Here is a 22,616-nt window from a genome sequence, read left to right as displayed (position 1 = left end):
TATTGCATGATTGTGCAAGTCGAGCGCCCTTAAACAAGGCCCAGCCTTTTCATCCATCGACCGGGTGAGACGCCGTAGGTCTGGGTGAACTGACGCGTCATGTGGCTTTGATCGAAAAAGCCTGCGGAGACGGCCGCCTCTGCCATCGAGTAGCCGCCGAACATCAGTGCTCTTGCCAGATCGAGACGTCGTTGAGTCATGTATCGATAGGGGCTAGTACCGTACAGCGCACGAAAATCACGGCTCAGGCTCCAGCGGTCTCGACCACTGGCCTGCGCTAACTCCTCCAGGGTAATGACTCGATCCAGCGACTCATGAATCAGCGCACGCGCGCGTTCGGCCGCTACAAAATCAAACGACTTGCGCCGCCCGCGGCGCCCCGAGGTCACATCCAGCGCCTGCGCGAGATCGTAAATGGCATCGTCTTCTTCCAGGGGCTCGATGCAAGCGTCGAGGTTTTGCAGTAGCACCTGGGTCGCGGCATAAAGCCGTGGGTCGTTGGATATACCACCCTCGATGAAGGGCAAGGGCTTGCCGCCTAATACTTGCTGAATCAAAGCAGGTTCGATGTAGATCATCCGATAATGAAAACCCGCTTCGGTGCCGGCTTCACCGTCATGCACCTCGTCTGGATGCAAAACGATGGTTTTCCCGGGCAGGCTGTGACGCTTGGTGTTGCGGTACTGGAAGCTTTGTACACCCGACAGCGTTCGTCCGATGGCATACGTATCGTGGCGATGCGGCGTAAACCCATGGCCGCCAAAAAAGGCTTCGATACGCTCCATCTTCAACGGCTGAGCCGAGCGCTTTACCCAATCCTTGTCACCCCTGGCTTTCGTCATGTCCCTGTACCACCTGAATGATGTCAGTACGGTACCAGCCCGCGTGTCCGATGTCCTCCGACGGGCTGACCCGTGCAAGCCTGAATCAGCCCCCACGGCGGCAGTGCTAAATTTGTCTCTTCCCCTCGTGAACCAGTCTTCAGACCCGCAGTCTTAGCCGTGCCGTAAAAGAAGCTCACCCAACGAAGCGCTCCTACGGTCATTGCTCGTTCCTGTCCCCTTATCGTCGTCATCTCATCAGAGCTGTCCGTTCATGCCCCTAACCGTCCGCCGCTGTCGCTTTATCTCGCTGTGCCTGATGCCTTTGCTCCCGCTACTCGCCAGCCCCGCCCATGCCAGTGGGGAGCGGCAACTGGTGGAGGTCATCAACGACTACCGCGCCGATCCCGATCGCTGCGCGGGGCGTACGGTCAAGCCGTTGCGGCCGTTGTCGCTGAAATCGAACCTGGCCTTGCCGGTCGGCTATGGCGGCGGTTTGCGAAGTGCCTTGAAGGCCAACGGCTATCAAGCGGTGACGGTGCGCACCCTTCGCGTGGTCGGCGCGCAAGATGCCGATGAGGCGTTTGACATGCTTGAGAGCGACTACTGCGGGGCGCTACTTGATACTCAGTTCGCCGACATCGGCGTCACTCGCTCCCGTAGCGAATGGCAGATAGTGCTGGCGCAACCGGTGTTAGACGGACGTGCCGGTGATTCGCGAGCAGCGGGCAAGGCGTTGCTGGCACAGGTCAACGCGGCACGGGCCAAGCCGCGCTTGTGCGGGCGCCAGCGCTTCGCCGCCGCACGACCGTTGACCTGGAATGCCGCTCTGGGGGCCGCCGCGCAAGGCCACAGCAAGGCAATGGCCTACGGCAATTACTTCGCCCACCGCGATCCTGACGGTGATATGCCATTGGATCGGGCCAAAGCCGCCGGCTATCGAGGCCGGCAGATCGGCGAAAACATCGCCGCCGGGCAAAGCTCACCGAACAAAGCGATGGCCAGCTGGCTGGCCAGCCCCGGGCACTGCGCCAACCTGATGAACCCGATGTTTACCCAGGTCGGCGCAGCCTATGCCGCCGATTCGCGCAGCGATAAAGGTGTTTATTGGACGATGTTGTTTGGTGCGCCTTGAATCAGGCGCGTTCCATAACCCCAAAAATGCCAGTCGGTTAATCGCAAGCCCGCTCCCACAAAGAGATTGGCGACGTACACAAACTTTGCGAACAACACCGACCACTGTGGGAGCGGGCTTGCCCGCGAAGACGGCGGCACAGTCAACATTGATGTTGTCTGACACATCGCTTTCGCGAGCAAGCCCGCTCCCACAGGTTCCGCCGGTATTCGGGCATCATTCAAATACTCGACGGCACCGCCACGCGTTGCCGCCCTTTGAACGCCAGCGAAAAACAGAAAAATATCGCCAGCGCAAACCCTGCCGGGAACAGCCAGATGCTTTTCCAGTCATGACTATCCGCCGACGCATAGTGATCGGTGACCGCCCCGGCCACCCAAAAGCCAATCAGCATGCCCACGCCGTACGTCGCGAGGGTGATCAAGCCTTGCGCGGAGCTTCTGAAACGCTCCGAGGCTTTGGCATCGGTGTAGATCTGCCCCGAAACAAAGAAGAAGTCGTAGCAGATGCCGTGCAAGGCAATGCCGGTGAACAACATGAAAGCGAGGTCCCCGTTGTTGCCATAGGCGAACAGCAGGTAGCGCAATGCCCACGCCAGCATTCCCACCAGCAGTGCGATCTTGATGCCGAAACGCTGGATGAACAGCGGCAGGAGCAACATGAACAGCACTTCCGAGACTTGCCCGATCGCCATCTTGGCGGTTGGATTGGTCACGCCGATTTCCGCCAGGAACGGGTTGGCATTCTGGTAATAAAACGCCAATGGAATGCAGATCAGAATAGACGCGATGAAGAACACCAGGTAACTGCGGTCCTTCAACAAACCCAAGGCGTCCAGCCCCAGTATTTGCTTCAAGCCGACACTGCCTGGTTCAGGTTTGAGCGGCGCGGTGCGCGGCAGACTGAAGCTGTAGATTCCAAGTACAAAGGAGGCAATGGCCGACATCAGAAACGTGTTGCGCAAGCCACCGGATGAGATCGCTTGTTGCGAATCCCAGGCAAACACAAAACTGATCACCACGCCCGCCACAATCCAGCCAATGGTGCCCCACACTCTGATCCGCGAGAACTCCAGGGCCGGGTCGCGCATCTGCCGGAACGCCACCGAATTCACCAACGCCAGCGTCGGCATGTAGATCATCATGTAGGCCAGCACGAACGGGTAAAACGCACTGAAGTCAGGCGCTCGATAGAGTTGCAACAGCAGCACCGCGCCGATCAGATGCAACACCGCGAGGATGCGCTCGGCATTGAAGTAGCGGTCGGCAATCAGACCGATCACAAAAGGCGCGATGATCGCACCCCAGGACTGCGTCGAGAACGCCATGCCGATCTGCCCGCCACTGGCCCCAAGATTACTGGAGAGGAAGGTGCCGAGGGTCACGAACCATCCGCCCCAGATAAAGAACTGCAAGAACATCATTACGCTTAATCGCGCAGTCATCGTGGTCATATCAATCACCGTCTTATTGTTTTTTTTTGGAGAGAGGGGCAACAGATTTTTCAGGCGTCGGGTAAACCCAATAACCGTCGATTGAAATGCTCGTCGGACGCCACGCTGGCGAAATCGTCAAACGCCTTTCGGGTTTTGCTGATCATGTGCTGCCGGATGAACGCCGCGCCTTCTGCGGCGCCCTGCTGCGAATCCTTCAGGCAACACTCCCATTCCAGAACCGCCCAGCCGGCAAAGTCGTACTGCGTTAACTTGCTGAAAATCGATTTGAAATCGATCTGCCCATCGCCCAAAGAACGGAAGCGGCCAGGCCGCTCGACCCAACCTTGATAACCGCCGTAGACACCCGAACGGGCATCGGGCCGGAACTCGGCGTCCTTGACGTGGAACATGCGGATGCGCTCGTGGTAGCGATCGATGAAGCCCAGATAGTCCATTTGCTGAAGCAGCAGGTGGCTCGGGTCGTAGAGGATCGCGGCGCGCGGATGGTGATCGACGGCCTCAAGGAAACGCTCGAACGAGGCACCGTCGTGCAGGTCTTCACCGGGATGGATCTCGTAGCAGAGGTCGACACCGGCCTGTTCGAAACAATCGAGGATCGGCAACCAGCGCCTGGCCAGTTCGGCAAATCCCTGCTCGACCAGACCGCTCGGGCGTTGCGGCCACGGGTAGACGTAAGGCCAGAGCAACGCACCGGAAAACGTCGCGTGCGCCTTCAGCCCCAAGCGCTGGCTGGCGCGCGCGGCGAGCTTCAGCTGATCGATGGCCCACTCGGTGCGGGCCTGAGGCTGACCGCGCAGATGCTCGGGGGCAAAGTCATCGAACAACGTATCGAACGCCGGATGCACCGCCACCAGTTGGCCCTGCAGATGCGTCGACAGTTCGCTGATTTCGACTCCTGCCTGGGCGCAGACGGCTTTCAACTCGTCACAGTAATCCTGACTGTCGGCGGCGCGCGCCAGGTCGATGTATTGCGTGCCCAAGGTCGGCAATTGAATGGCTTTGTAACCCTGCGCTGCAGCCCAATGAGCAATGTTGGCGAGCGTGTCGAAGGGCGCTTCGGCGGACATGAACTGCGCGAGGAAAATACCCGGGCCGCGCAGGCCTGTCGGTGTTGGGGAGGTGTGGTTCACGGGAGGGTTCTCCGGATTCATGGGTTGCAGACCAGTGGGGTCCACTTCGCGTCGCCGCGATGATTGGCGACCACCGCCTCGATGAACGCCATGCCCCGCAACCCGACGTCGATTCCCGGCACGCCGGGGGCATCGTTGCCTTCAATGTTGCCGCGGATCGCGGTGGCGAAATCACCATAGAGATTGGCCATGGCCTCGAGATAACCTTCGGGATGCCCGGCAGGCAAACGCATGCGCTGGCTGGCGGCGTCGCATAACCAGGGCTGGCCGACACCGGAACGAAGGATGCTCAATGGTTGATCGAGGGAGCGATGGATCAGGCTCGCGGGCTCTTCCTGACGCCACTCCAGCCCGCCTTTGTCGCCATAGACGCGGATCTTCAACGGGTTCTCTTCGCCGGCGCAGACCTGGCTGGCGATCAACACCCCGCTGGCCCCGGCGGCCATCTTGAATAGCATCGCCGCGTCATCGTCCAGTTGCCGCCCGGCAATGTGCGAACCCAAGGTTGCGCACACCTGTTCGATGGGTTGGTCCGCGACGAATTCGGCCAGTGAAAAGGCATGGGTGCCGATGTCGCCAATGCAGCCGCCCAACCCGGACTGCTCGGGCTGATCGCGCCAACTCGCCTGCTTGTTGCCCTGCCCGGCCACATCCCGGCTCAGCCAGCCCTGCGGGTACTCGACGATGACCTTGCGCACTGCGCCGATCACGCCGGTACGCACCATCTTGCGCGCCTGCCAGACCATCGGGTAACCCAGATACGTGTGGGCTAGCCCATAGAGACGATCGCTGCTTTTCACCACGGCCTTGAGCGCCAGCAGTTCAGACAGATTCAGTGCCGCGGGCTTTTCGCTGAACACATGAAAACCCGCGCTCAGGGCCTGGCTGGCAATCGGCGCGTGCAAGTGATTGGGCGTGACGATGACCAACAACTCCATGCGCTGGTCGGCAGGCAGTGCGCGCTCGCTGGCCAGCATCTGTTGCCAGTCGCTGTAGCAGCGTGAGGCGGACAATCCCAGCGCGGCGCCGGTGTCATGATTGTTGCGGGCGTCTCGGCTGAATGCACCGCATACCAGTTCAAAACGACCATCGAGGCCGGCGGCCTGGCGGTGGGCTTTGCCGATGAAGGCGCCCTCGCCGCCGCCGACAAACCCCATTCTTATTTTTGCCATTGCACCATTCATCGCGAATTTTCTCTTGTTCGGGGCGGATTAACGCTCCAGGTTTGACTATGATGTAACCGGTTACATCATGCCGGAAATTTAGGCTCAGTTACTTCCAGTGTCAAACCCGGGATTAAAAATGAAGCTCATTTCAGCGCACGGCCGGACTGCGGTAAGCTCGCCGGCCACGTTTGCATCTGTCGGTTCGATAACGAGGTCGTCTTGTCCAATATCCGTGAAGTAGCCCGGCTGGCCGGCGTCTCGGTGGCCACCGTATCCAGAACGCTGAAGTCGCCCGAGCGCGTACTCCCCGAAACCCGGGACAAGGTCAATGCAGCCGTGGAACAGGCCGGCTACCGGCCGAACCTCATGGCCGTGCAGTTTCGTTCGCGCAGAACCGGCAACCTGGTGATTCTGGTCCCGGCCATCGCCAACACGTTTTTCGCACGGGTGATCAGCGGTGCCCAACAGGCGGCGCAGGCGGCCGGATACCGACTGCTGCTGTGCGACACCCAGGGCCGCGAGGAAATCGAACGGGAATTTGCCGAGCTGGCGTACGCCCACCAGGCCGACGGCGTGATTCAGTTGCGCGCCTACGACCCTTTTGAATCGCCCTTCCCCCATGGCGAATCACCGCCCTTGGTCAACGCCTGCGAGGTGATTCAAGGCGGGCGGCATCCGACCATCAGCCTCGACAACCGGGCAGCGGCCAAGGCCATGACGGAGCATCTGATCGATCTGGGCCATCGCCGGATCGGCCTGATCAAAGGCCCGAAAAGCAGCCCGCTCACACGCGACCGAGTGGCCGGTTATCAGGATGCATTACTCCAGGCCGGTATCGCCCCGGACGCGCAATTGATCTGCCACGGGGACTTCACGTTGAAGGCCGGTTTTGATGGCGCGGGAATGCTGCTGGAACTGCCCGACCGTCCAACCGCGTTCTTTTGCGAAAATGATGAAATGGCGATCGGTGCATTGAAGCGCATCAAACAACAGGGTTTGCGGGTCCCCGAAGATATTTCGTTGGTCGGTTTCGATGACATTCCGTTCGCGGCCTACTGTGATCCCGCGTTGACGACCATCGCGCAACCCGCCGAAATCTTTGGCCAAAAGGCCGTTGAAATGCTGATCGCCCTCATCGAAAAAAAGCCCATCCCGGACCGCCATGTGGTGCTGCCGTTCACATTAACCGTGCGTAACAGTACGACCGCCCGAAAGGGATGAGGGAGAAACCATGGACATCAAAACCGACCTGCAACGCATCGCACTCCAGGAAGAAACCCTGAAGTTTGAGCGCTTCGATAAAGCGACGGCCTGGGACTTGGGCACCCGTTTGAAAACCGCCTGCGAGGAGCAAGGCGTGTCCGCCACAATTGAGGTCAGGCTGGCGCGGGACACGGTGTTTTTCTACTCGATGCCAGGAACCTCCGCCAGCAATGCCGACTGGGCACGACGCAAGCGAAATGTCGTGGAACTGATGGAACTCAGCTCATACCGCGTAGGCCGGTCCTTTGCGCTTCAGGGCGACTCACTCGAAGGTTTGATGGGGTTGCCCCTGCGTGATTACGCCGATCATGGCGGCAGCTTCCCGATATCGGTCAAAGGCGTGGGATGCATTGGCGCCGTCACCGTTTCAGGGCTGCCCCAGCGTGAGGATCATGCTTTGGTGGTTCAGGTGTTGGCCCAGATGTGTGGGGTCGACCCGAGCGAACTTGCGCTTGAGGATGAGTAGCCCCGCCGCACGCGGGTTGTGGGAGCGGGCTTGCTCTAATGCCAGTCAGTTAAGAGATAGAACAAGCGATGAGTAACCTGTGGCGAGGGAGCTTGCTCCCGCTGGGTCGCGAAGCGGCCCCCCTTATCCCCAAAAAGAGGGGGACTGCTTCGCAGTCCAACGGGAGCAAGCTCCCTCGCCACAAGTTCAGTATCACGCTCAACTGACTGGACGGATCGGTTACTTCGGTTGCGCCACCGTGCGCAAATAAGGTTTCAGCGTTTTGAAGCCATCCGGATATTTCTTCCTGGCGTCCTCGTCGGAGACCCAAGTGGGAATAATCACATCCTCGCCCGGGCGCCAGTTCACCGGGGTGGCGACGGTGTGCTTGGCGTTCAATTGCAGAGAATCAAGCAGACGCAGCACTTCATCGAAGTTGCGCCCGGCACTCATCGGGTAGATCAGCATCGCCTTGACCTTTTTGTCCGGGCCGATAATGAACACTGACCGCACCGTAGCGTTGTCCACGGCAGTCCGTGCGCCGCCACTGGCATTCGGATGAATCATGTCGTAGAGCTTCGCCACCACCAGGTTCTCGTCACCGATCATCGGATAGTTGACCGCATGCCCCTGGGTCTCTTCGATGTCTTTGGCCCAGGTCTGGTGATTACTGACAGGGTCGACGCTGAGCCCGACGATCTTGGTGTTGCGTTTATCGAACTCCGGCTTGAGCCCTGCCATGTAGCCGAGCTCAGTAGTGCACACCGGGGTGAAATCCTTGGGGTGCGAAAACAGAATCGCCCACTTGTCGCCTATCCACTCGTGGAAATGCAGCGGGCCTTCGGTGCTTTCGACGGTAAAGTCCGGTGCTTCGTCGCCAATACGGATTGCCATGTTCGTTCTCCTTACTGTTGAGTCGTAGGGAAGCCGCTGGCTGCTGCTCCAACGGCATTCAGGATCTGCGTTGAACCTGTCAACGCGGATCAGTATAGGAGACGCTTGAACACACGGGCTTAGAAGGCCTTGCTGGCACTGGCGACCACGGTGGCCGTGCACAGATCGCCATAGCCGTACCAGCTCGCGCATTCGCTTTTCGACAGGTCGGTATCGATGTAGCTGAGGCCCCAGGTCACACCCACGAAATCACGGGTCAGTTTGGCCTCCCACTCGGTGTAGGCATCGCGACTTTCACCGTTGTCGGACCAGAAAGCCGGGTCTTTGACATCGTTGCGCCCCACGCGCAGGTCCAGGCCGAGCTCGGCCGGCAATTCGATTTTGTAGCTGAGGTAGGTGTAGAGGGTGTCCTGGTCCTCGCCAAAGAAGTTCGGCGTATCGTTTGAGTAGTTGGCGCCGAGCTTCACGCCATAAACGTCAAGGATGGCGTAGACCTCACTCATGTTGAATTGGCCTTCCTTTGGATAGTCGTACTTGAGGTACCCCAGATCCAGACTGATTGCTTCGCTCGCCTGCCAGTAGTAGCCCGCGTAGTACTCGAGTTCCTGCCGGGTTTTGTAGGGGCTGCCGAAATCGACATTCGAGGTCCAGGCGCCAATGTACAAGCCGCTGCTGTGCACCAGCGTGGCGCCGGCCTGAACCGCCGGATCCCCCAGGGTTTGCGAAATGCCACGCGAACGGTAGTCACTGAAAACGCCCAGAGTCATGTCCAGGCTGAAATTATCGTCAAGCGTCAGTGCCTGGCTGGTCAGGGGAGCCAATACAAGGCTGGCAAGGGTCAATGCTGAGCGTACGTTCATACAAGTCTCTTATTTTTATGGATCAGCGGGTGATGTCGGGCACGGCTTTGCCCTGCCCCTCGCAATACGAGGAGCAGGAGCATTTTTTCGGTACTGCCGGCGGGTAGTCGTCAGGACGCGGGCGCGTAAACCTGCTTGCCAGCGAAGAAAGTCTTCAGGACCTTGGTGTCGAACAGTTCGTCGTCGCTGACCTTGAACACATCGCGGTCGAGGATGATCAGATCGGCCTGCTTGCCGGGCGCCAGCGAACCAATCTGTTGCTCCAGCCGCAGGGCTTTGGCGGCATTGAGGGTGTAGGCGTAGAACATGGTCTGGCGATCAATGCTTTCTTTGGCATTCAATACACCCAGCGGCCCTTTGCGAGTGCTGGCCTGGGCGATGGCATTCCACGGGTTGGGGCTGGACACCGGCCAGTCACTGCCACCGGCGATGACCGCACCGGCGTTATGCAAGGACCCGGCGGGATACTGGTAACCGTAAGCGAACGCGCTGATATACGGCTTAACCAATTCCACCGTGTAAGACTCGCCGGTAGCCCACAACAGCTGCATGGAAGCGATCACGCCAAGTTGCTTGAAGCGCGGGAACTCCTTTGGATTGACCAGTTGCAGGTGGGTAATGCTGTGGGCCATCGGTGTCGGGTTGAGTTTGCGCGCGTATTCAAAACCATTGAGTGACTCACGTACGGCACGGTCGCCGACCGCATGCGTATGCACAATCCAGTCACGCTTCTCCGCCGCGACCACCAATTCACCAAAGTGCGCCGGGTCGATCAGCAACTGACCGTTTTTTTGACTGTTCGTAAACGGAACAATCACCGCTGCCGTCTGCCCCGGAAACTCCAGAACGCCGTCAGCGAAAACCTTGATGCCAGGAAAGCTCAGGTTGGGCACGCCCTCGAATTTCTTCATCACCTTGGCCAGCACTTCCAGATCGGCCGGCCGGCTTTTTGGGTTGGCCAGCAGCAGCGCCGCGACGTGGGCATTGAGTTCGCCCTTCTGCGCCAGTTCGCGGTAAAGCGGTAGAACACCGTAACTCTGCTCGGTGGCCTGGAAATCGAGCAGCGAATCGCCACTTCCGGCATTCGCTGCCGCGTCCATCCAGGCGGTAACGCCATATTGATTATTGACCTTCACCGCCTCGCGGGCAGCCTTGAGCATGACCTCTTTGCCGGGCGCGGGGATCTGACTGCGTATCTTGTCCCAGCGCGACTCGGCAAAATAACCATTGGGAGAGAAGTCCGCTTCGTGCCCTACGAAACTGCGATCCTGTTCCGACAGACCTTTTACCAATGCCGCGTCGATCTTCAGACGCTTGAGCATCGCGTTGTTGGCCCAGCCGGTATGCCCGTCAATCCCGCTGAGGACCACCGGTTGGTCCGCCCAGCGTCCCTGATTGAAGCGCTGGCCGAGCTCGCGGCTTTTCTCCCAATAGGCCGAACTCACCCCGGCAATGCTGATCACATCACCGGCCCGTGCCCGCCCCGCTTCATCCTGCTCGATCACCCATTGCTCAAGTTCCGGCAACGGCTTTACTTCATCCAGCAGGTTGGCCCCCTGACTGTTGAAGGCCGCGACGACCGGGTGACTATGGGTATCAATCATTCCAGGCATCAGTACTTTGCCCGCCAGATCGATTCGTTGCGTCTGGGCATCGGCCAAGGCGTTGATCTCGGCATCGCTGCCCACTTTTAGAATCTTGCCGTCTTGCACCGCCACGGCCTGAACCAGTGCTTGACCGGGTTCGGCGGTAAAGACCTTGCCGTTGAACAGCACAAGATCAGCAGCGGCCATGGCCTGCGCCGAGGAAAGGGCCAGGGCTGCGGTCAACAGGTTGGGAATGAATAGTCGCATCGGAACACTCTCTTGTTTTTATCGGGCGATTCGGGATGTGGACGCTTGTGACAATGCCTTCGGATCAAGTCCAACGAACGGCGCCTTGGCCCACACGACCTTGCCGCCGACCACCGTCAGCAGTACTTCGTTTCGGCCCAGCTCATTCTCCGGCACCTGCATGAAGTTCTTGTCCAGCACGATCAAGTCGGCGAACTTTCCAACCTCGACCGAACCGACGACAGCGTCCAGTTTCAGTTGCTCGGCGGCGTTCATGGTGATGGTGCGCAGCACGTCAGTACGCGACAGCGCCGGGTCGGCATTCAACCTGCCCGCATACTTGGGGCCATAGCTGTGCGGGTTCAGCGGGTCGCCTGAACGGGTGACACCGATCTTCAGCGCCAGGAATTCATCGAGCGGGTCGACGGGCCAGTCGCTGCCATAAGTAACCCGGCCACCCGCGCGGCTGATGCTGCCCGATGGCTCCATGCGGGCAAAACGCGTCGGGCCGAGATGATCGCTGGTGCCGTCGACCGTGGACGGCGCCTGCTGGGCCCACTGGAACGACATGTTGGCGGTCACATCGAGCACCTTGAAGCGTGCATAGTCTGCGGGGTCCACCGACTCGGCGTGAGTAATGGCCGGACGAAAACCATTGCCCGGCAGTTGCTGGCGCACGTATTCGATACCGTTCAACGAGTCACGCACCGCTCGGTCCCCGGTGGCGTGAAGGTGCGGGTCGAGGCCGGCCTGCACCGCTTGCAACAGCAGCGGATTGAGCACTTGCGGCGGGTAGTACAGCTCACCGGTATTCTTGCCAGGCGTCCACTTGGGCGCGGCATCGGTGCCGGCATTGCGCAGGTAAGGCGTCAACATTGCTCCGGTATCCGCTGGAGCGTTGATGATGCCGTCCATGAACAATTTGACGTGACGCATGCTCACGCCCGGCGCGACTTTGGCTTCGCCCTGGTCGTAGGTGTTGGCCAATGCCTTGGCCTCGGCAATGGTTTTCGCCGGGGCTGCAGCGGCGGCGGCAGGGTCGAGTTTGATCGCCAGCAAGGCCCGTGCGGTCAACTCGCCCGACTGTTGCAGGGAGGTAAACGCTTTGCCATTTTCAGGCCCCGACAAGGCATCGAAGAAACTGGTGATGCCTTGCTGGCGCATGGCGTCGAGCGCCGCGCGGGTCTGGTTGAGTTTTTCTGCGTCGCTGGCTGGCGGCACCACGGCGGCCATGGCATCGGCGGCACCGTCTTCGCAGATACCGGTCGGGTTACCGGCGCTGTCACGCACATACTTGCCATCGCCGGGATTGGCCGTGTGCTTGTTGATGCCAGCCACCGCCAGGCCACGGGAGTTTGTCAGCACGGTATGGAAGTCGGTGGAACGGACTTGAATCGGGCGATTGGTCTTGAGCGCATCCAGCGTCGATTTGTCGGGATCGCCGTCAAGCCCGGCCATGCCCATGCGGTCCCAGCTGCCCACTTCGAGCCAGACATCGGGGCCCTTGCCCTTGCCCTTGCCCTTGCCGGCATCCAGACACGCCTGAATGGTTTCCTGGAAAACCTTGCGAGTCATCGTCTGGTATTTCAGGTCGCACAACGTCATGGCGCGACCGCCGTCCCCCGGATGCATGTGCGCATCGACAAAGCCGGGCATCAACATGCGTCCCGCCAGATCAATCAGCTGTGTCTGCGTGCCGATGTACGAAGCAACGCCTTCATCGCTGCCGACATAGACGATCTTCCCGCCCGTGACGGCGATCGCCTGTTGCACGGAATTCTTGCCATTGACGGTGTAGACATAGCCGTTGCGCATCACCATGTCAGCCGGCGTCGAACCCTGTGTCTGACACCCCACCAGCGCCATGCAGGAAAATGCCGTTGTCGACGCAACGGCGATAAACAGCCTGGAAAATTTCAACTGCCTCACCTCTATTTTTATAGTTTTGGAAGTAGCCCGAACAGACGACCGCAAGCCTCTGATATGCAGGCATACCCTATAGGGCGCGGGCGTCGGATGGACCTCTACAAATGAGGAGGGGTGAGGCAATTAAATGACAGGGGTCCGATCGGGTGTAGCGGCGGAACCTGTGGGAGCGGGCTTGCTCGCGAAGACGGCGGCACATTCAACGTTGATGTGGCCTGACACGCCGCTGAACTCGATGACGCCTTGCTCGCCATCGGCCAGCTCGATCGGGCGTAAGCCTTTATCAGGTTTTGAAAAGCTCCGCGCCCATGAAGTCGATGAACGCACGCAGCTTCGGCGCCAGGTGCTTGCTCGACGGCCAGAGCATGCGGAAGGTGCCCTGATGATAGTTGTAGTCGTCCAGCACTCTCACCAGTTCGCCGGCAGCGATAGCATCGTGCACCATGAAATCCGGCAGGCAGGCGATTCCAAGGCCATCGCGGGCAACATGAAACAAGGCCTCGGTGGTGTTGCACACCATCGAGGCCAAGAGGACCGGTTCTGCCTCGCCCTCCGGCCTGCGCAAGGGCCATGACTCGAACTTGCCGGTACTCGGGAACTTGTGTTGCAGGCAGGCGTGGTCCTTCAGGTCGGCGGGCACGCACGGAGTGCCGCGCGCGGCGAAGTACCGGGGCGAGGCAACTAACAACAGCTTGAAGGTGCCCAGTGCACGGGACATCAACCGGGAATCAGTCGGTTCTCCGGTGCGAATGACGGCATCGAATCCGTCCTCGATTACATCGACCAACCGATCCGAGAAATCCACGTCCAGTTCGATAGCGGGGTAGCGGTGCATGAAGGCCGTCAGCGCCGGCATGACCAAGCCACTGGCCAGCGGCAGGCTCACGCGCAGCTTCCCTTGGGGTGCCTGACGAGTTACCAACAACTCAAGCTTGGCCGCCTCGACCTCGCAAAGGATGCGCCGGCAACGCTCCAGGAACAGTGTGCCCTCGGAGGTCAGCGTGATGCTGCGCGTGCTGCGATGGAGGAGGCGCACGCCCAGCCGCTCCTCCAGCCGGGCCACGCTTTTGCCCACGGCGGAAGACGAGATGCCGAGCACGCGCCCGGCCTCCGAAAAGCTGCGGGCTTCGGCCGCCTGCACGAAGAACGCGATGCCGTTGAGAGAGTCCATTCTTCACCGCTCTAAGAAAATTTGTCCGATATGTTCGGAACCTTAGCCCATTTTTCTTAATCGAGCCCGCACTTACGCTGATGGCTGCACAGGTTGGATGCGGCTGTCTTGGCTTTCGAGATACGGCTTTGACGTCTGCCTGACCCTCTACTGAATCTTTGCGGATGTTTCCCATGACACAAGCCCTGACCGCCACAAGCGGTACCACCGGACGCGACTGGCTGCAACTGCTTGCCGCCTGCCTTACCGGCATCCTGATCCCGCTGTGCTTCACTGGGCCGGCCGTCGTGCTGCCGTCCATCAGTCAGGAACTAGGCGGGACGGCGGTGCAACTGAACTGGGTGGTCAACGGCTACATCCTGACCTACGGCAGCGCCATGATGGCGGCCGGCAGCCTGACCGACACCTATGGCCGCAAGCGCGTGTGGCTGGTCGGCCTGGCGCTATTCGTACTGATGACGTTCTTAATCCCCCTTGCGCCGACGGTCGGCTGGATCGACGGGCTGCGCCTTGCGCAAGGGCTGGGCGGCGCAGCCGCCTTCGCGGGCGCCATGTCCTCGCTGGCGCAGACCTTCCACGGCCCGATCCGCACACGTGTGTTCAGCCTGCTCGGCACCACGTTTGGCATCGGCCTGGCCTTCGGGCCACTGGCGGCAGGCTGGCTGGTGGAGGTGGCGGGCTGGCGCTGGGTGTTCCTGGCGACGGCGCTGATCGGGGTGGCCGGTTTCCTGCTGGTATGGGTCAGCGCCACGGAGTCCCGAGACCCAGACTCTACCGGCCTGGACTGGCCCGGCGCCCTCAGCTTCACCGCCGCGCTGACCTTGTTCACCTACGGCATCCTGCTGGCGCCGGAAGAAGGCTGGCGCAGCGCTTCGGTGCTCGGCACGCTGTTGGCCTCAGTCGTATTGTTCATCGCATTCGTACGCATCGAACGCCGCGTCGCGCGCCCGATGCTCGACCTGTCGTTGTTCGGCAGTGGCCGCTTCGTCGGCGTGCAGGTGTTGGCCGCATCGCCGGCCTTCTTCTTTGTCACACTGATCGTGATGCTGCCGGGCCGCTTCATCGGCATCGACGGACTGAGCGCATTGGAAGCGGGCCAAATGATGATCGCCTTGGCAGCGCCGCTGCTGGTCGTGCCGTTCCTTGCCTCGTTGTTGTCGCGCTGGTTCACCTCCGACTTGCTGTCTGGCGTCGGGCTGCTGCTGGTGGCGGCCGGACTGGTCTGGGTGGGCCAGGTGTTGTCCGGCGGGGCCGGCCCTGCGCTGGTAGCGCCACTGGCGCTGATCGGCGCAGGCATTGGTCTGCCTTGGGGGCTGATGGATGGCATGGCCGTGAGCGTGGTGGAGAAAGAACGTGCAGGCATGGCGACGGGCATCTTCAACTGCGTGCGTGTTTCGGCCGACGGGATTGCCATCGCGGTGGCGGGCGCGCTGCTGGCGTTCTTGATTCAGGGCGGGTTGCTCGGCACCTTGGCCGCGGTCGATCCAGCCGTTGTGATCGAGGCCGCCAATCGCGCCGCGCTCGGCGATCTGGCGCAGGCCAGTGCCCTTGTCAGCGGAGAGCGCGCCTTGCTGCTGGCGACCTATGACCAGGCATTCCGTTGGGTCTTGTACGTCCTGGCCGCATCTTCGGCACTGACTGCGTTGCTGGTGTTCGCCTTGCTGGGTCGATCGCGGGCGCATGAAGAAGTGGGAGCAGCGGCATGAATCCGATTGGGACAGGCTCTCAGCCCCCCGACCGCACACGGCATCGGGCTCGCCCGCAGCACATTCAACACTCACCGAAGAAGCTTGTTTAAAAGACCTCAAAGTTACTTCCTGAAAGCTACAAAACCTTGCGCCGTTGCCTACGGCTGCACCAGAATCCGCCGGCTTGTGCGCCTTGGACCCGCTCGGTAACTTGATTCCTGTCACTGCCCATCAGTGATCGGGTTTAGCAGCCCGTCGTGACGAAGCGCATTTGCATCCAGACAGTCAGGTCATTTCATGCCTGCACTTTATGGTAGCTGTGCGCAGGGCGCCCTCGGGCGCGCCGGATTCGTCTCTGCCGGTCTGCTAACCTGCACACAGCTGCCACCTTCGTTTAGCAGCGATTCGGTGATGGCTCCATATTGTTGGAGACGTAAATATGTTCAAGGTAACGCCAAACCCGCCAGACGCCGATCCGATATCCCCATACGAACCCGATTCAAAAAAGCTCAATGAGGCCGCCGAGCGGGCTCTGAACTTCCACTTCCCGTCGAATGCCGACATCAAAGCCACCGCGCGTACACCCAGCACTATGTTTTCCGTGGCCCCACAGGCCACGGCCGAAACACTCGCGGTTGTTTTGGTCGAGACACTGGCCTCGGTCGATGTGATGGTCCATCAGTTGGTGGATCATCTGGAGGGTGAGTCGCGCTACGCCCTGCTGGGCATTTCGAACAGCATCATGGTGGCAGAGATCGCCGCGAACCGGGTGCTGGATAAAATTGCTACGCCTTAGAACTGTGAGCTCCATTCCTCTGTAGGAGCGAGGCTGTTCACTTAAGCGAGACGCTTCAGTAATGCTTACCTTTGTGGCGAGCGAGCTTGCTCGCGCTGGGCTGCGTAGCGGCCCCAAAATCTGATAACAATCGCCGATTTTTGTGAGTGCTACGCACTCAAGCGGGAGCAAGCTCCCTCGCCACAGGTTTCTCACTGACTCAAGACGTTCTTAAGTGAACAGCATTGCGCTCCTACAAGGGGCGCGGCGCATCCGCAAGCGAGGTCGCTGAGCGCAGCACCGATCCCAGTTCCACCTTGCTCTTCACGCCCAGTTGCAGGTAGCAGTTACGCAGGTAGGTGCGCACTGTCGCGGGACTCAACTCCAGGATTTTGGCAATTTCCTTGTAGGAATGGCCGGCGGCGAACAGCATCGCTGCCGTTCGCTCCCGTGGCGCCAGCATCGCCCCGCGCGACTGGGCTTCGAGCGACAGGATGACGTGCTCGGCGTTTGGGCTCAGTGTCAGGGCGCAGCGGCCCAGGCGCATGACGCAGGGCGCCTTTGGCAGTTGCGCGATCACCTGCGCGGGAAGCATTGAACCGTTCCAGCCGGGTAGCTCACGTTCAATGGCTGCACACAGCGTTGCTCCCACGTACAGCAAGCTGCCGTCCATGCGCGCGACGCCAAAATCAGACGCCCCGTTGCCCGTGTCGAAGCGGATCATGTCCTGCACCTGGAATCGCCACAGCTGCAACAGATGGTCGCAGAAGGCCGAAAACAGATCGGCCTCATTGTCGTTGAAAGCCCAGGCATCAATACCTCGGTAGAGGCAGACGAAGAACATCAAGCCGCTTTCGGGTAACTCAAAGGTGATGCACATCAGGTAGTAGAGATCGTGGCGCCGAGCGAATACATTTACTTCTTCATTGGGGTCGGTGAAGCCGCTGTCGCGCACAACCTCACCGGGTCGACTCATGGTGTCATCGGAGAATTTGTCATTGCGCGCACACGTGTGCCACTCGGCGGTAAACGACTCGGGCAGATTGATTCGCCCGTGCATCCAGTTTCTGGTCGAAACATCGACGCCCGGCGCAGACATCTCGCCCCACCAGGCCGAAGCGAAGGGCACCAGTTGGCTGAACGCCTGCAGGCCGTCGGTGATGAAGCGGGACGAACCGCGATCTCGGGCAAGACGCCCCAGGTGCAATACACAAAGGTTGAACGCTTGCAGCGTTGCCATCGACGCCTTGGCGCCGACCTCATCACCCTCCTCCATCGCTCTGATCCTGTTCGCTACATGGCGTATTTTTTTTGAACATGCCATAGGCGTAGCGATTGCGTCCAGCCCCGGGCGCGCAAGCTCGCCCGCCACGGGGCTGGCGGTTGTCAGATATTGATTTCGCTGGCCGGCATCACATCGATCCGCGCCACGGAGCCGGTCAGGTGTGCCAGATCCTTGTTGTGTTCGGCGATGATGTCTTCGGCGCTCATCGTGCCGTTGTCGATGGTGGAATGGGCGTCGGCCACCAGCACGACGTCGTAGCCCAATTGATGCGCCTGGCGAACGGTGGCGTTGATGCAGTAGTCGGTTTGCAGGCCGCAGATGATCAGGCGGTCGGCGTCCCGCTCTTGCAGCTGTTCATGCAAGTGGGTCTGGTAAAACGAATCCGGGGTGGTTTTGCGCAGCCGCAGGTCCTGGGGTGAAGTCTTCAGACCGTCGGCCAGTTGCCAGCCTTCGCTGCCGTATTGCAGCAGGTCGCCCTCTTCTTCGTGCTGGATCAGGATCACCGGGATGTTGGTTGCCCGGGCTTTGGTGCTGAGGTCGTTGATGGTGTCGATGACGCGCTGGATGTCGAAGCATTCATACTCGCCGGTGCACAGCGCGCGTTGGACATCGATGATCAGGAGTGCGGTGCTCATGGCTTCCTTCCTTAGATAGGTCGGTAAAACGATGCAATTCAACTCCCTTTTTAACCTGTAGCAACTGTCGAGCTTGCGAGGCTGCGTTCGAACCCCTGTCGGAGCTGCCGAAGGCTGCGATCTTTTGATCTTGCTTTCGCTGACATCAAAGGCAAAAGATCGCAGCCTTCGGCAGCTCCTACGGGGATCAGGGCCACCCGGGGAGTTCAGGTGGCCGGTGATCGCCTGTTTCAGTAACCGAGTGACAACCCGGTATTACGCCGTGGATCGTTCGCGCCATAAAAGCGGTTCTTGCCCACTGGCTTGCCTTCCAGCGAAGGCGCACCTACCAGAATAGCTGCGATATGGTTCGGGTCCTGCGGCCCGGCAAATTTGTGCCCCCAGCTTTCGAGCATCTTCTTGGTGTCTGGGCTGGTGGCGAAGTTCTCCAGGTTGGTTTCTTCCGGCAGCCATTGCTGGTGGAAGCGCGGCGCATCCACCGCTTCCTGGATGTTCATGCCGTAGTCGATCACGTTGAGGATGGTCAACAGGGTTGCGGTGATGATGCGGCTGCCACCGGGAGTGCCGACGACCATGACGACCTTGCCGTCCTTGGTGACGATGGTCGGGCTCATGGACGACAGCGGCGCCTTGCCTGGGGCGATGGCGTTGGCTTCGCCCTGCACCAGACCGTACATGTTCGGCACGCCGATTTTCGAGGTGAAGTCGTCCATTTCATCGTTAAGGATGACCCCGGTTTTGCTCGCCATGACGCCGGCGCCGAACCAGTCGTTGAGGGTGTAGGTCACCGACACCGCATTGCCCCATTTGTCGACGATCGAGTAATGGGTGGTATTGCTGCCTTCGTGGGGCGCTACGCCGGGTTTGATCTCACGGGACACGCCGGCCTTTTGCGGATCGATGACTTCGCGGATTTTGGTCGCGTAGTTTTTATCCAGCAGATGGGCGATCGGATTTTTCACGAAGTCCGGGTCGCCGAGGTAGCTGTTGCGGTCCACATACGCGTGACGCATCGCTTCGATCTGGTAGTGCATCGCCTGAGCCGAGCGGAAGCCCAGCTCTTTCATCGGGTAGCCGTCGAGAATGTTCATGATCTCGCAGATCACCACGCCACCGGAGCTTGGCGGTGGCGCCGAGACCACATGATAGCCACGGTAATCGCACTCGATCGGCGCCAGTTCGCGGGTCTGGTATTTGTCGAGGTCGGCCTGGGTGATGATGCCCTTGTTGGCCTGACTGGAAGTGACAATGGCGTCAGCCACCCAGCCTTTATAGAAACCGTCGGCGCCCTTCTCGGAAATTTCCCGCAGGGTTTTGCTCAAGTCTTTTTGTACGAGTTTCTGGCCCACCTGCATCGGTTCGCCATTGCTCAGGAAGATCGAGCCCGAGTCGCGCATGTCTTTCTTGAAGACGTCGGTGGCGTACTCCAGCAGGTCGACATCGCCCTGCTCCAGCACAAAACCGTCTTCGGCAAGTTTGATGGCCGGGGCGATCACTTCCTTGCGGGGTTTGGTACCGTATTTCTTCAGGGCCAGTTCCATGCCCGAGACAGTGCCCGGCACGCCAACGGCAAGATGGCCGCGTGTGCTCAGGTCCGGGATGACGTTGCCCGCTTTGTCGAGGTACATGTCGGGGGTCGCGGCCAGCGGGGCTTTTTCACGGAAGTCGAGGAAGGTCTTGCGCCCGTCCGCCAATTGAATCGTCATGAAACCGCCGCCGCCCAGGTTGCCCGCCGCGGGGTACACCACCGCCAGCGCATAACCTACTGCAACGGCGGCATCGACGGCGTTGCCACCATTCTTGAGCACATCGACGCCGACGTGGCTGGCCAGATGCTGGGCGGTGACGACCATGCCGTTTTCGGCCGCGACCGGGGCAACGGAGGCCGCGTGGGCGGTCAGGCAGCTCAGCGCCAATGCGGTTGCCACGAGCGATTTGGTAAAAGGTTCGAACTTCATGAGTCGGTCTCTTTTTGTTTTTAGGTTCTGTTCAAAAACAGCGGGAACGGTTCAAGAGCAGTAGGCAAGTATGGCTGGGATTGCGTATTGCGCCTCCCCGACGAGGCAGTATGCTGGGCCCCCTGTTCAGCACTTTTGCGGAGTCCGCCGGCATGTCCTACACCTTCACCACCCTGGCGTCTCCGGTCGGCGAATTGAAACTGGTGGCGAAAGGCGCACGACTGGCGGCCATCCTCTGGGAAAACGACAAACCGGGCCGGGTAAGGCTGGGGCCGATGACGCAAGCAACAGACAACCCGATCCTGGTGCGCACCGCACAGCAGTTGCAGGAATACTTTGCTGGCACGCGTAACCGTTTCGAGCTGGAACTGGACTTTGCCGGGACGGAATTTCAGCAGAAGGTATGGCAGGCGTTACTGACCATTCCGTTTGGCGAGACTCGCAGCTACAGCGAGATTGCCCGGCAAATCGGCAATCCCAGTGCGGTTCGCGCGGTGGGTGCGGCGAATGGCAAGAATCCGATTTCGATTATCGCGCCGTGTCATCGGGTGATCGGTGCGTCGGGGAAACTGACGGGGTTTGCCGGTGGGCTTGAGGCGAAAGAGCGGTTGCTGACGCTGGAGGGGTACGAGTGCCACGGGGCCGGCAGGATGGATGATTTGTTTATCTAACGGCCCCTACAAAAAGACAGGGAACATCTCTCAGCAACTACCTAAATCGCTGCCCGTAATTCCCGTGGCGACAGGCCATAGTGTGAGCGAAAGCGCACTGCAAAACGTGAGGCCGAGGCATAGCCGCTGGCACCGGCAATTTCACCGATGGGACGAGACGTGGTTTGCAACCATTGCAACGCCGTCGCCAGCCGAACGTTTTCCAGAATATTCCTGAAACTGCTCCCCTCATTGGCCAGTTGGCGACGCAACGTCGACTCCCCCAGGTTCAGGTGTTGTGCCACGTGCGCAACAGTCCAGTCTCTTTCCGGGCTGCTCATTACCAGTTGCTGCACCCGTTCGCACAGTGGATCGTTGCGATCCATCAGCAGCGGCCCGGCCTGGCCGCCGAGGCACAGGCTCAGGAGAACCGCTTCCCCATAGTGGGTGCGTAATGCATCCGGAGCATCCGCATTGATGGAGGCCAATAACTGATCCCATGCCTGTGTGGTATGCCTGTCCAGAGGGACACATAGGTCTGTCTTCGGGGCGCGGCGATGGCTGATGATCTGCTGGCCATATCGGCTGCTGAAGTTACGCAGTGTCGAACCGGGAAAGGTCACCACATCAGCGATGTAGTGACCGTGAAGGCCGGGGAAGTTCGAGATGCCAAGCTCGCGCCCGGCCGGCATCAGAATCAGATGTTGCGGCCCGGCACGCATTTCCCGGTCATCCCATTGCAGCAGTTTTTCCCCCTGCCGCACTCGACACAAGGCGGTGGCGAATATCGGCACCCGTTGCAATGTATGGGGCTGTCGCGCCCGTATGACACACGCATCGATAATGTTTTCCCGGTGCTGTATGCCGACACAAGGGCGCATTGTTCTTAACGTCCGTAAGTTGAAGTGATGGTCGCTTTGGCCAAGGCGTTGGCATTGAGCATATAGCCCACCAAGGCGCCACTGGCCTGGTTGTCGAGCGGTAGCTTATCGACTTTCAACGCCCATACGGTGAATTGATAGCGATGGGGCTTGTCGCCTACAGGCGGGCAAGCCCCGCCAAATCCCGGCTGGCCATAATCGGTTCGCCCTTGTACTGCACCGGCAGGCAGGTTCGAACCGACCCCTCTTGGCAAACTGCTGGTTGAAGCGGGCAAGTTGACCACCGTCCAATGCCACCAGCCGCTGCCGGTCGGCGCATCAGGATCGTAGACCGTGATCGCGTAACTCTTGGTGCCCGCCGGGGCGTTGCGCCAGGAAAGCTCGGGCGAAGTATTACCACCTTCGCAACCGAAGCCCTGGAACACCTCGCGGCTGGTCAACGGGCGGTTTTCAGCAATATCCTGGCTCGTCAGCGAGAAGTCGGCAGCGTGTCCCGTGAGCACGACCCCCATGGACAATGCGGATAGGATTATTCTGATGTTCATCGTGACCTCATCTGAGTGTTGGCGTGAGGCACGAGTTTAGAGAGAGCAAAGGCTGGTTACTGTGCCGAAATGCTCGACCATTGTGCCTGAACGCTCTCTC

At 60.0% G+C, this 22,616-nt stretch carries 20 protein-coding genes; 6 read left to right on the top strand and 14 right to left on the bottom strand.

The annotated features are described in order from the left end of the window. Positions 1-29 precede the first annotated feature (29 nt). Positions 30-842, bottom strand: coding sequence for an AraC family transcriptional regulator (locus tag ACZ89R_RS29320; protein WP_429547292.1), 813 nt, complete (start codon positions 840-842; stop codon positions 30-32). Between the two features lie 253 nt (positions 843-1,095). Between ACZ89R_RS29320 and ACZ89R_RS29315 the strand changes: the two genes are divergently transcribed. Continuing rightward, positions 1,096-1,956, top strand: coding sequence for a CAP domain-containing protein (locus tag ACZ89R_RS29315; protein ID WP_429547293.1), 861 nt, complete (start codon positions 1,096-1,098; stop codon positions 1,954-1,956). Between the two features lie 220 nt (positions 1,957-2,176). On the opposite strand, the gene ACZ89R_RS29310 is transcribed toward ACZ89R_RS29315, so the two are convergent. From ACZ89R_RS29310 to ACZ89R_RS29300, 3 genes are read right to left on the bottom strand one after another with little or no spacing between them, the layout of a single operon-like run. Then, positions 2,177-3,409, bottom strand: coding sequence for a nucleoside permease (locus ACZ89R_RS29310; protein ID WP_429547294.1), 1,233 nt, complete (start codon positions 3,407-3,409; stop codon positions 2,177-2,179). A gap of 50 nt (positions 3,410-3,459) precedes the next feature. Beyond that, on the bottom strand, positions 3,460-4,563 hold the full coding sequence (locus ACZ89R_RS29305; protein WP_429547295.1) for a sugar phosphate isomerase/epimerase family protein: 1,104 nt from the start codon (positions 4,561-4,563) through the stop codon (positions 3,460-3,462). Beyond that, complete coding sequence (locus tag ACZ89R_RS29300) at positions 4,560-5,726, bottom strand: Gfo/Idh/MocA family protein (protein WP_429547296.1); 1,167 nt, start codon at positions 5,724-5,726, stop codon at positions 4,560-4,562. Before ACZ89R_RS29300 ends, ACZ89R_RS29305 begins: the two co-directional genes overlap by 4 nt. Positions 5,727-5,927: 201 nt before the next feature. On the opposite strand from ACZ89R_RS29300, the gene ACZ89R_RS29295 reads away from it, so the two are divergent. Together ACZ89R_RS29295 and ACZ89R_RS29290 are read left to right on the top strand one after the other, a co-directional pair. Continuing rightward, positions 5,928-6,929 (top strand): LacI family DNA-binding transcriptional regulator, encoded by a 1,002-nt coding sequence (locus ACZ89R_RS29295; protein ID WP_429547297.1) that lies wholly within the window; start codon positions 5,928-5,930, stop codon positions 6,927-6,929. Positions 6,930-6,939: 10 nt separating this feature from the next. Further along, positions 6,940-7,437, top strand: a complete 498-nt coding sequence (locus tag ACZ89R_RS29290) for a heme-degrading domain-containing protein (RefSeq protein ID WP_429547298.1) — start codon at positions 6,940-6,942, stop codon at positions 7,435-7,437. 219 nt (positions 7,438-7,656) lie between these two features. Here ACZ89R_RS29290 and ACZ89R_RS29285 read toward each other — a convergent pair whose 3' ends face one another. The 5 genes from ACZ89R_RS29285 to ACZ89R_RS29265 all read right to left on the bottom strand — a co-directional run bounded on the left by ACZ89R_RS29285 (position 7,657) and on the right by ACZ89R_RS29265 (position 14,099). Then, complete coding sequence (locus ACZ89R_RS29285; RefSeq protein ID WP_429547299.1) at positions 7,657-8,310, bottom strand: peroxiredoxin; 654 nt, start codon at positions 8,308-8,310, stop codon at positions 7,657-7,659. A 119-nt stretch (positions 8,311-8,429) separates the two neighbouring features. Next, positions 8,430-9,170, bottom strand: coding sequence for a TorF family putative porin (locus tag ACZ89R_RS29280; RefSeq protein WP_429547300.1), 741 nt, complete (start codon positions 9,168-9,170; stop codon positions 8,430-8,432). Positions 9,171-9,280: 110 nt separating this feature from the next. After that, entirely contained in the window at positions 9,281-11,023 is a 1,743-nt protein-coding gene (locus ACZ89R_RS29275) for an amidohydrolase (protein ID WP_429547301.1), read from the bottom strand. Between the two features lie 18 nt (positions 11,024-11,041). After that, on the bottom strand, positions 11,042-12,922 hold the full coding sequence (locus ACZ89R_RS29270; protein ID WP_429547302.1) for an amidohydrolase: 1,881 nt from the start codon (positions 12,920-12,922) through the stop codon (positions 11,042-11,044). Positions 12,923-13,211: 289 nt separating this feature from the next. Further along, entirely contained in the window at positions 13,212-14,099 is an 888-nt protein-coding gene (locus ACZ89R_RS29265; RefSeq protein WP_429547303.1) for a LysR family transcriptional regulator, read from the bottom strand. A gap of 173 nt (positions 14,100-14,272) precedes the next feature. Between ACZ89R_RS29265 and ACZ89R_RS29260 the strand changes: the two genes are divergently transcribed. Together ACZ89R_RS29260 and ACZ89R_RS29255 are read left to right on the top strand one after the other, a co-directional pair. Then, positions 14,273-15,805, top strand: a complete 1,533-nt coding sequence (locus ACZ89R_RS29260) for an MFS transporter (protein ID WP_429547304.1) — start codon at positions 14,273-14,275, stop codon at positions 15,803-15,805. Positions 15,806-16,226: 421 nt separating this feature from the next. After that, entirely contained in the window at positions 16,227-16,583 is a 357-nt protein-coding gene (locus tag ACZ89R_RS29255; protein WP_429547305.1) for a DUF6124 family protein, read from the top strand. A gap of 232 nt (positions 16,584-16,815) precedes the next feature. Here ACZ89R_RS29255 and ACZ89R_RS29250 read toward each other — a convergent pair whose 3' ends face one another. The 3 genes from ACZ89R_RS29250 to ggt form a co-directional block, all read right to left on the bottom strand. Then, positions 16,816-17,838 (bottom strand): helix-turn-helix transcriptional regulator, encoded by a 1,023-nt coding sequence (locus tag ACZ89R_RS29250; RefSeq protein ID WP_429547934.1) that lies wholly within the window; start codon positions 17,836-17,838, stop codon positions 16,816-16,818. A gap of 110 nt (positions 17,839-17,948) precedes the next feature. Continuing rightward, positions 17,949-18,482 carry a cysteine hydrolase family protein gene (locus tag ACZ89R_RS29245; protein ID WP_429547306.1) on the bottom strand — a complete coding sequence of 178 codons (534 nt, stop codon included), beginning with the start codon at positions 18,480-18,482 and terminating at the stop codon, positions 17,949-17,951. 230 nt (positions 18,483-18,712) lie between these two features. Continuing rightward, entirely contained in the window at positions 18,713-20,440 is a 1,728-nt protein-coding gene (ggt, locus tag ACZ89R_RS29240) for a gamma-glutamyltransferase (protein WP_429547307.1), read from the bottom strand. A gap of 152 nt (positions 20,441-20,592) precedes the next feature. Here ggt and ACZ89R_RS29235 point away from each other — a divergent pair, with 152 nt between their 5' ends. Beyond that, positions 20,593-21,111: a methylated-DNA--[protein]-cysteine S-methyltransferase gene (locus ACZ89R_RS29235; RefSeq protein ID WP_429547935.1), complete on the top strand. Its 519-nt coding sequence runs from the start codon at positions 20,593-20,595 to the stop codon at positions 21,109-21,111. A 41-nt stretch (positions 21,112-21,152) separates the two neighbouring features. Here the strand turns inward: ACZ89R_RS29235 and ACZ89R_RS29230 are convergent, their stop codons facing one another. Both ACZ89R_RS29230 and ACZ89R_RS29225 read right to left on the bottom strand, forming a co-directional pair. Beyond that, entirely contained in the window at positions 21,153-21,971 is an 819-nt protein-coding gene (locus ACZ89R_RS29230) for a helix-turn-helix transcriptional regulator (RefSeq protein ID WP_429547308.1), read from the bottom strand. 5 nt (positions 21,972-21,976) lie between these two features. Beyond that, on the bottom strand, positions 21,977-22,516 hold the full coding sequence (locus ACZ89R_RS29225) for a kinase inhibitor (protein WP_030130954.1): 540 nt from the start codon (positions 22,514-22,516) through the stop codon (positions 21,977-21,979). Positions 22,517-22,616: the final 100 nt, after the last annotated feature.

The organism is Pseudomonas sp. TE3728 (genome assembly GCF_056279145.1).
This window is presented reverse-complemented; position numbering and strand designations above follow the sequence as displayed.

Bases quoted from the DNA above. Each gene is read 5' to 3' on its own strand.
- ACZ89R_RS29320 (WP_429547292.1), bottom strand. From the start codon at position 842: ATGACGAAAGCCAGGGGTGACAAGGATTGGGTAAAGCGCTCGGCTCAG.
- ACZ89R_RS29315 (WP_429547293.1), top strand. From the start codon at position 1,096: ATGCCCCTAACCGTCCGCCGCTGTCGCTTTATCTCGCTGTGCCTGATG.
- ACZ89R_RS29310 (WP_429547294.1), bottom strand. From the start codon at position 3,409: ATGACCACGATGACTGCGCGATTAAGCGTAATGATGTTCTTGCAGTTC.
- ACZ89R_RS29305 (WP_429547295.1), bottom strand. From the start codon at position 4,563: ATGAATCCGGAGAACCCTCCCGTGAACCACACCTCCCCAACACCGACA.
- ACZ89R_RS29300 (WP_429547296.1), bottom strand. From the start codon at position 5,726: ATGAATGGTGCAATGGCAAAAATAAGAATGGGGTTTGTCGGCGGCGGC.
- ACZ89R_RS29290 (WP_429547298.1), top strand. From the start codon at position 6,940: ATGGACATCAAAACCGACCTGCAACGCATCGCACTCCAGGAAGAAACC.
- ACZ89R_RS29285 (WP_429547299.1), bottom strand. From the start codon at position 8,310: ATGGCAATCCGTATTGGCGACGAAGCACCGGACTTTACCGTCGAAAGC.
- ACZ89R_RS29280 (WP_429547300.1), bottom strand. From the start codon at position 9,170: ATGAACGTACGCTCAGCATTGACCCTTGCCAGCCTTGTATTGGCTCCC.
- ACZ89R_RS29275 (WP_429547301.1), bottom strand. From the start codon at position 11,023: ATGCGACTATTCATTCCCAACCTGTTGACCGCAGCCCTGGCCCTTTCC.
- ACZ89R_RS29265 (WP_429547303.1), bottom strand. From the start codon at position 14,099: ATGGACTCTCTCAACGGCATCGCGTTCTTCGTGCAGGCGGCCGAAGCC.
- ACZ89R_RS29260 (WP_429547304.1), top strand. From the start codon at position 14,273: ATGACACAAGCCCTGACCGCCACAAGCGGTACCACCGGACGCGACTGG.
- ACZ89R_RS29255 (WP_429547305.1), top strand. From the start codon at position 16,227: ATGTTCAAGGTAACGCCAAACCCGCCAGACGCCGATCCGATATCCCCA.
- ACZ89R_RS29250 (WP_429547934.1), bottom strand. From the start codon at position 17,838: ATGGAGGAGGGTGATGAGGTCGGCGCCAAGGCGTCGATGGCAACGCTG.
- ACZ89R_RS29245 (WP_429547306.1), bottom strand. From the start codon at position 18,482: ATGAGCACCGCACTCCTGATCATCGATGTCCAACGCGCGCTGTGCACC.
- ggt (WP_429547307.1), bottom strand. From the start codon at position 20,440: ATGAAGTTCGAACCTTTTACCAAATCGCTCGTGGCAACCGCATTGGCG.
- ACZ89R_RS29235 (WP_429547935.1), top strand. From the start codon at position 20,593: ATGTCCTACACCTTCACCACCCTGGCGTCTCCGGTCGGCGAATTGAAA.
- ACZ89R_RS29230 (WP_429547308.1), bottom strand. From the start codon at position 21,971: ATGCGCCCTTGTGTCGGCATACAGCACCGGGAAAACATTATCGATGCG.
- ACZ89R_RS29225 (WP_030130954.1), bottom strand. From the start codon at position 22,516: ATGAACATCAGAATAATCCTATCCGCATTGTCCATGGGGGTCGTGCTC.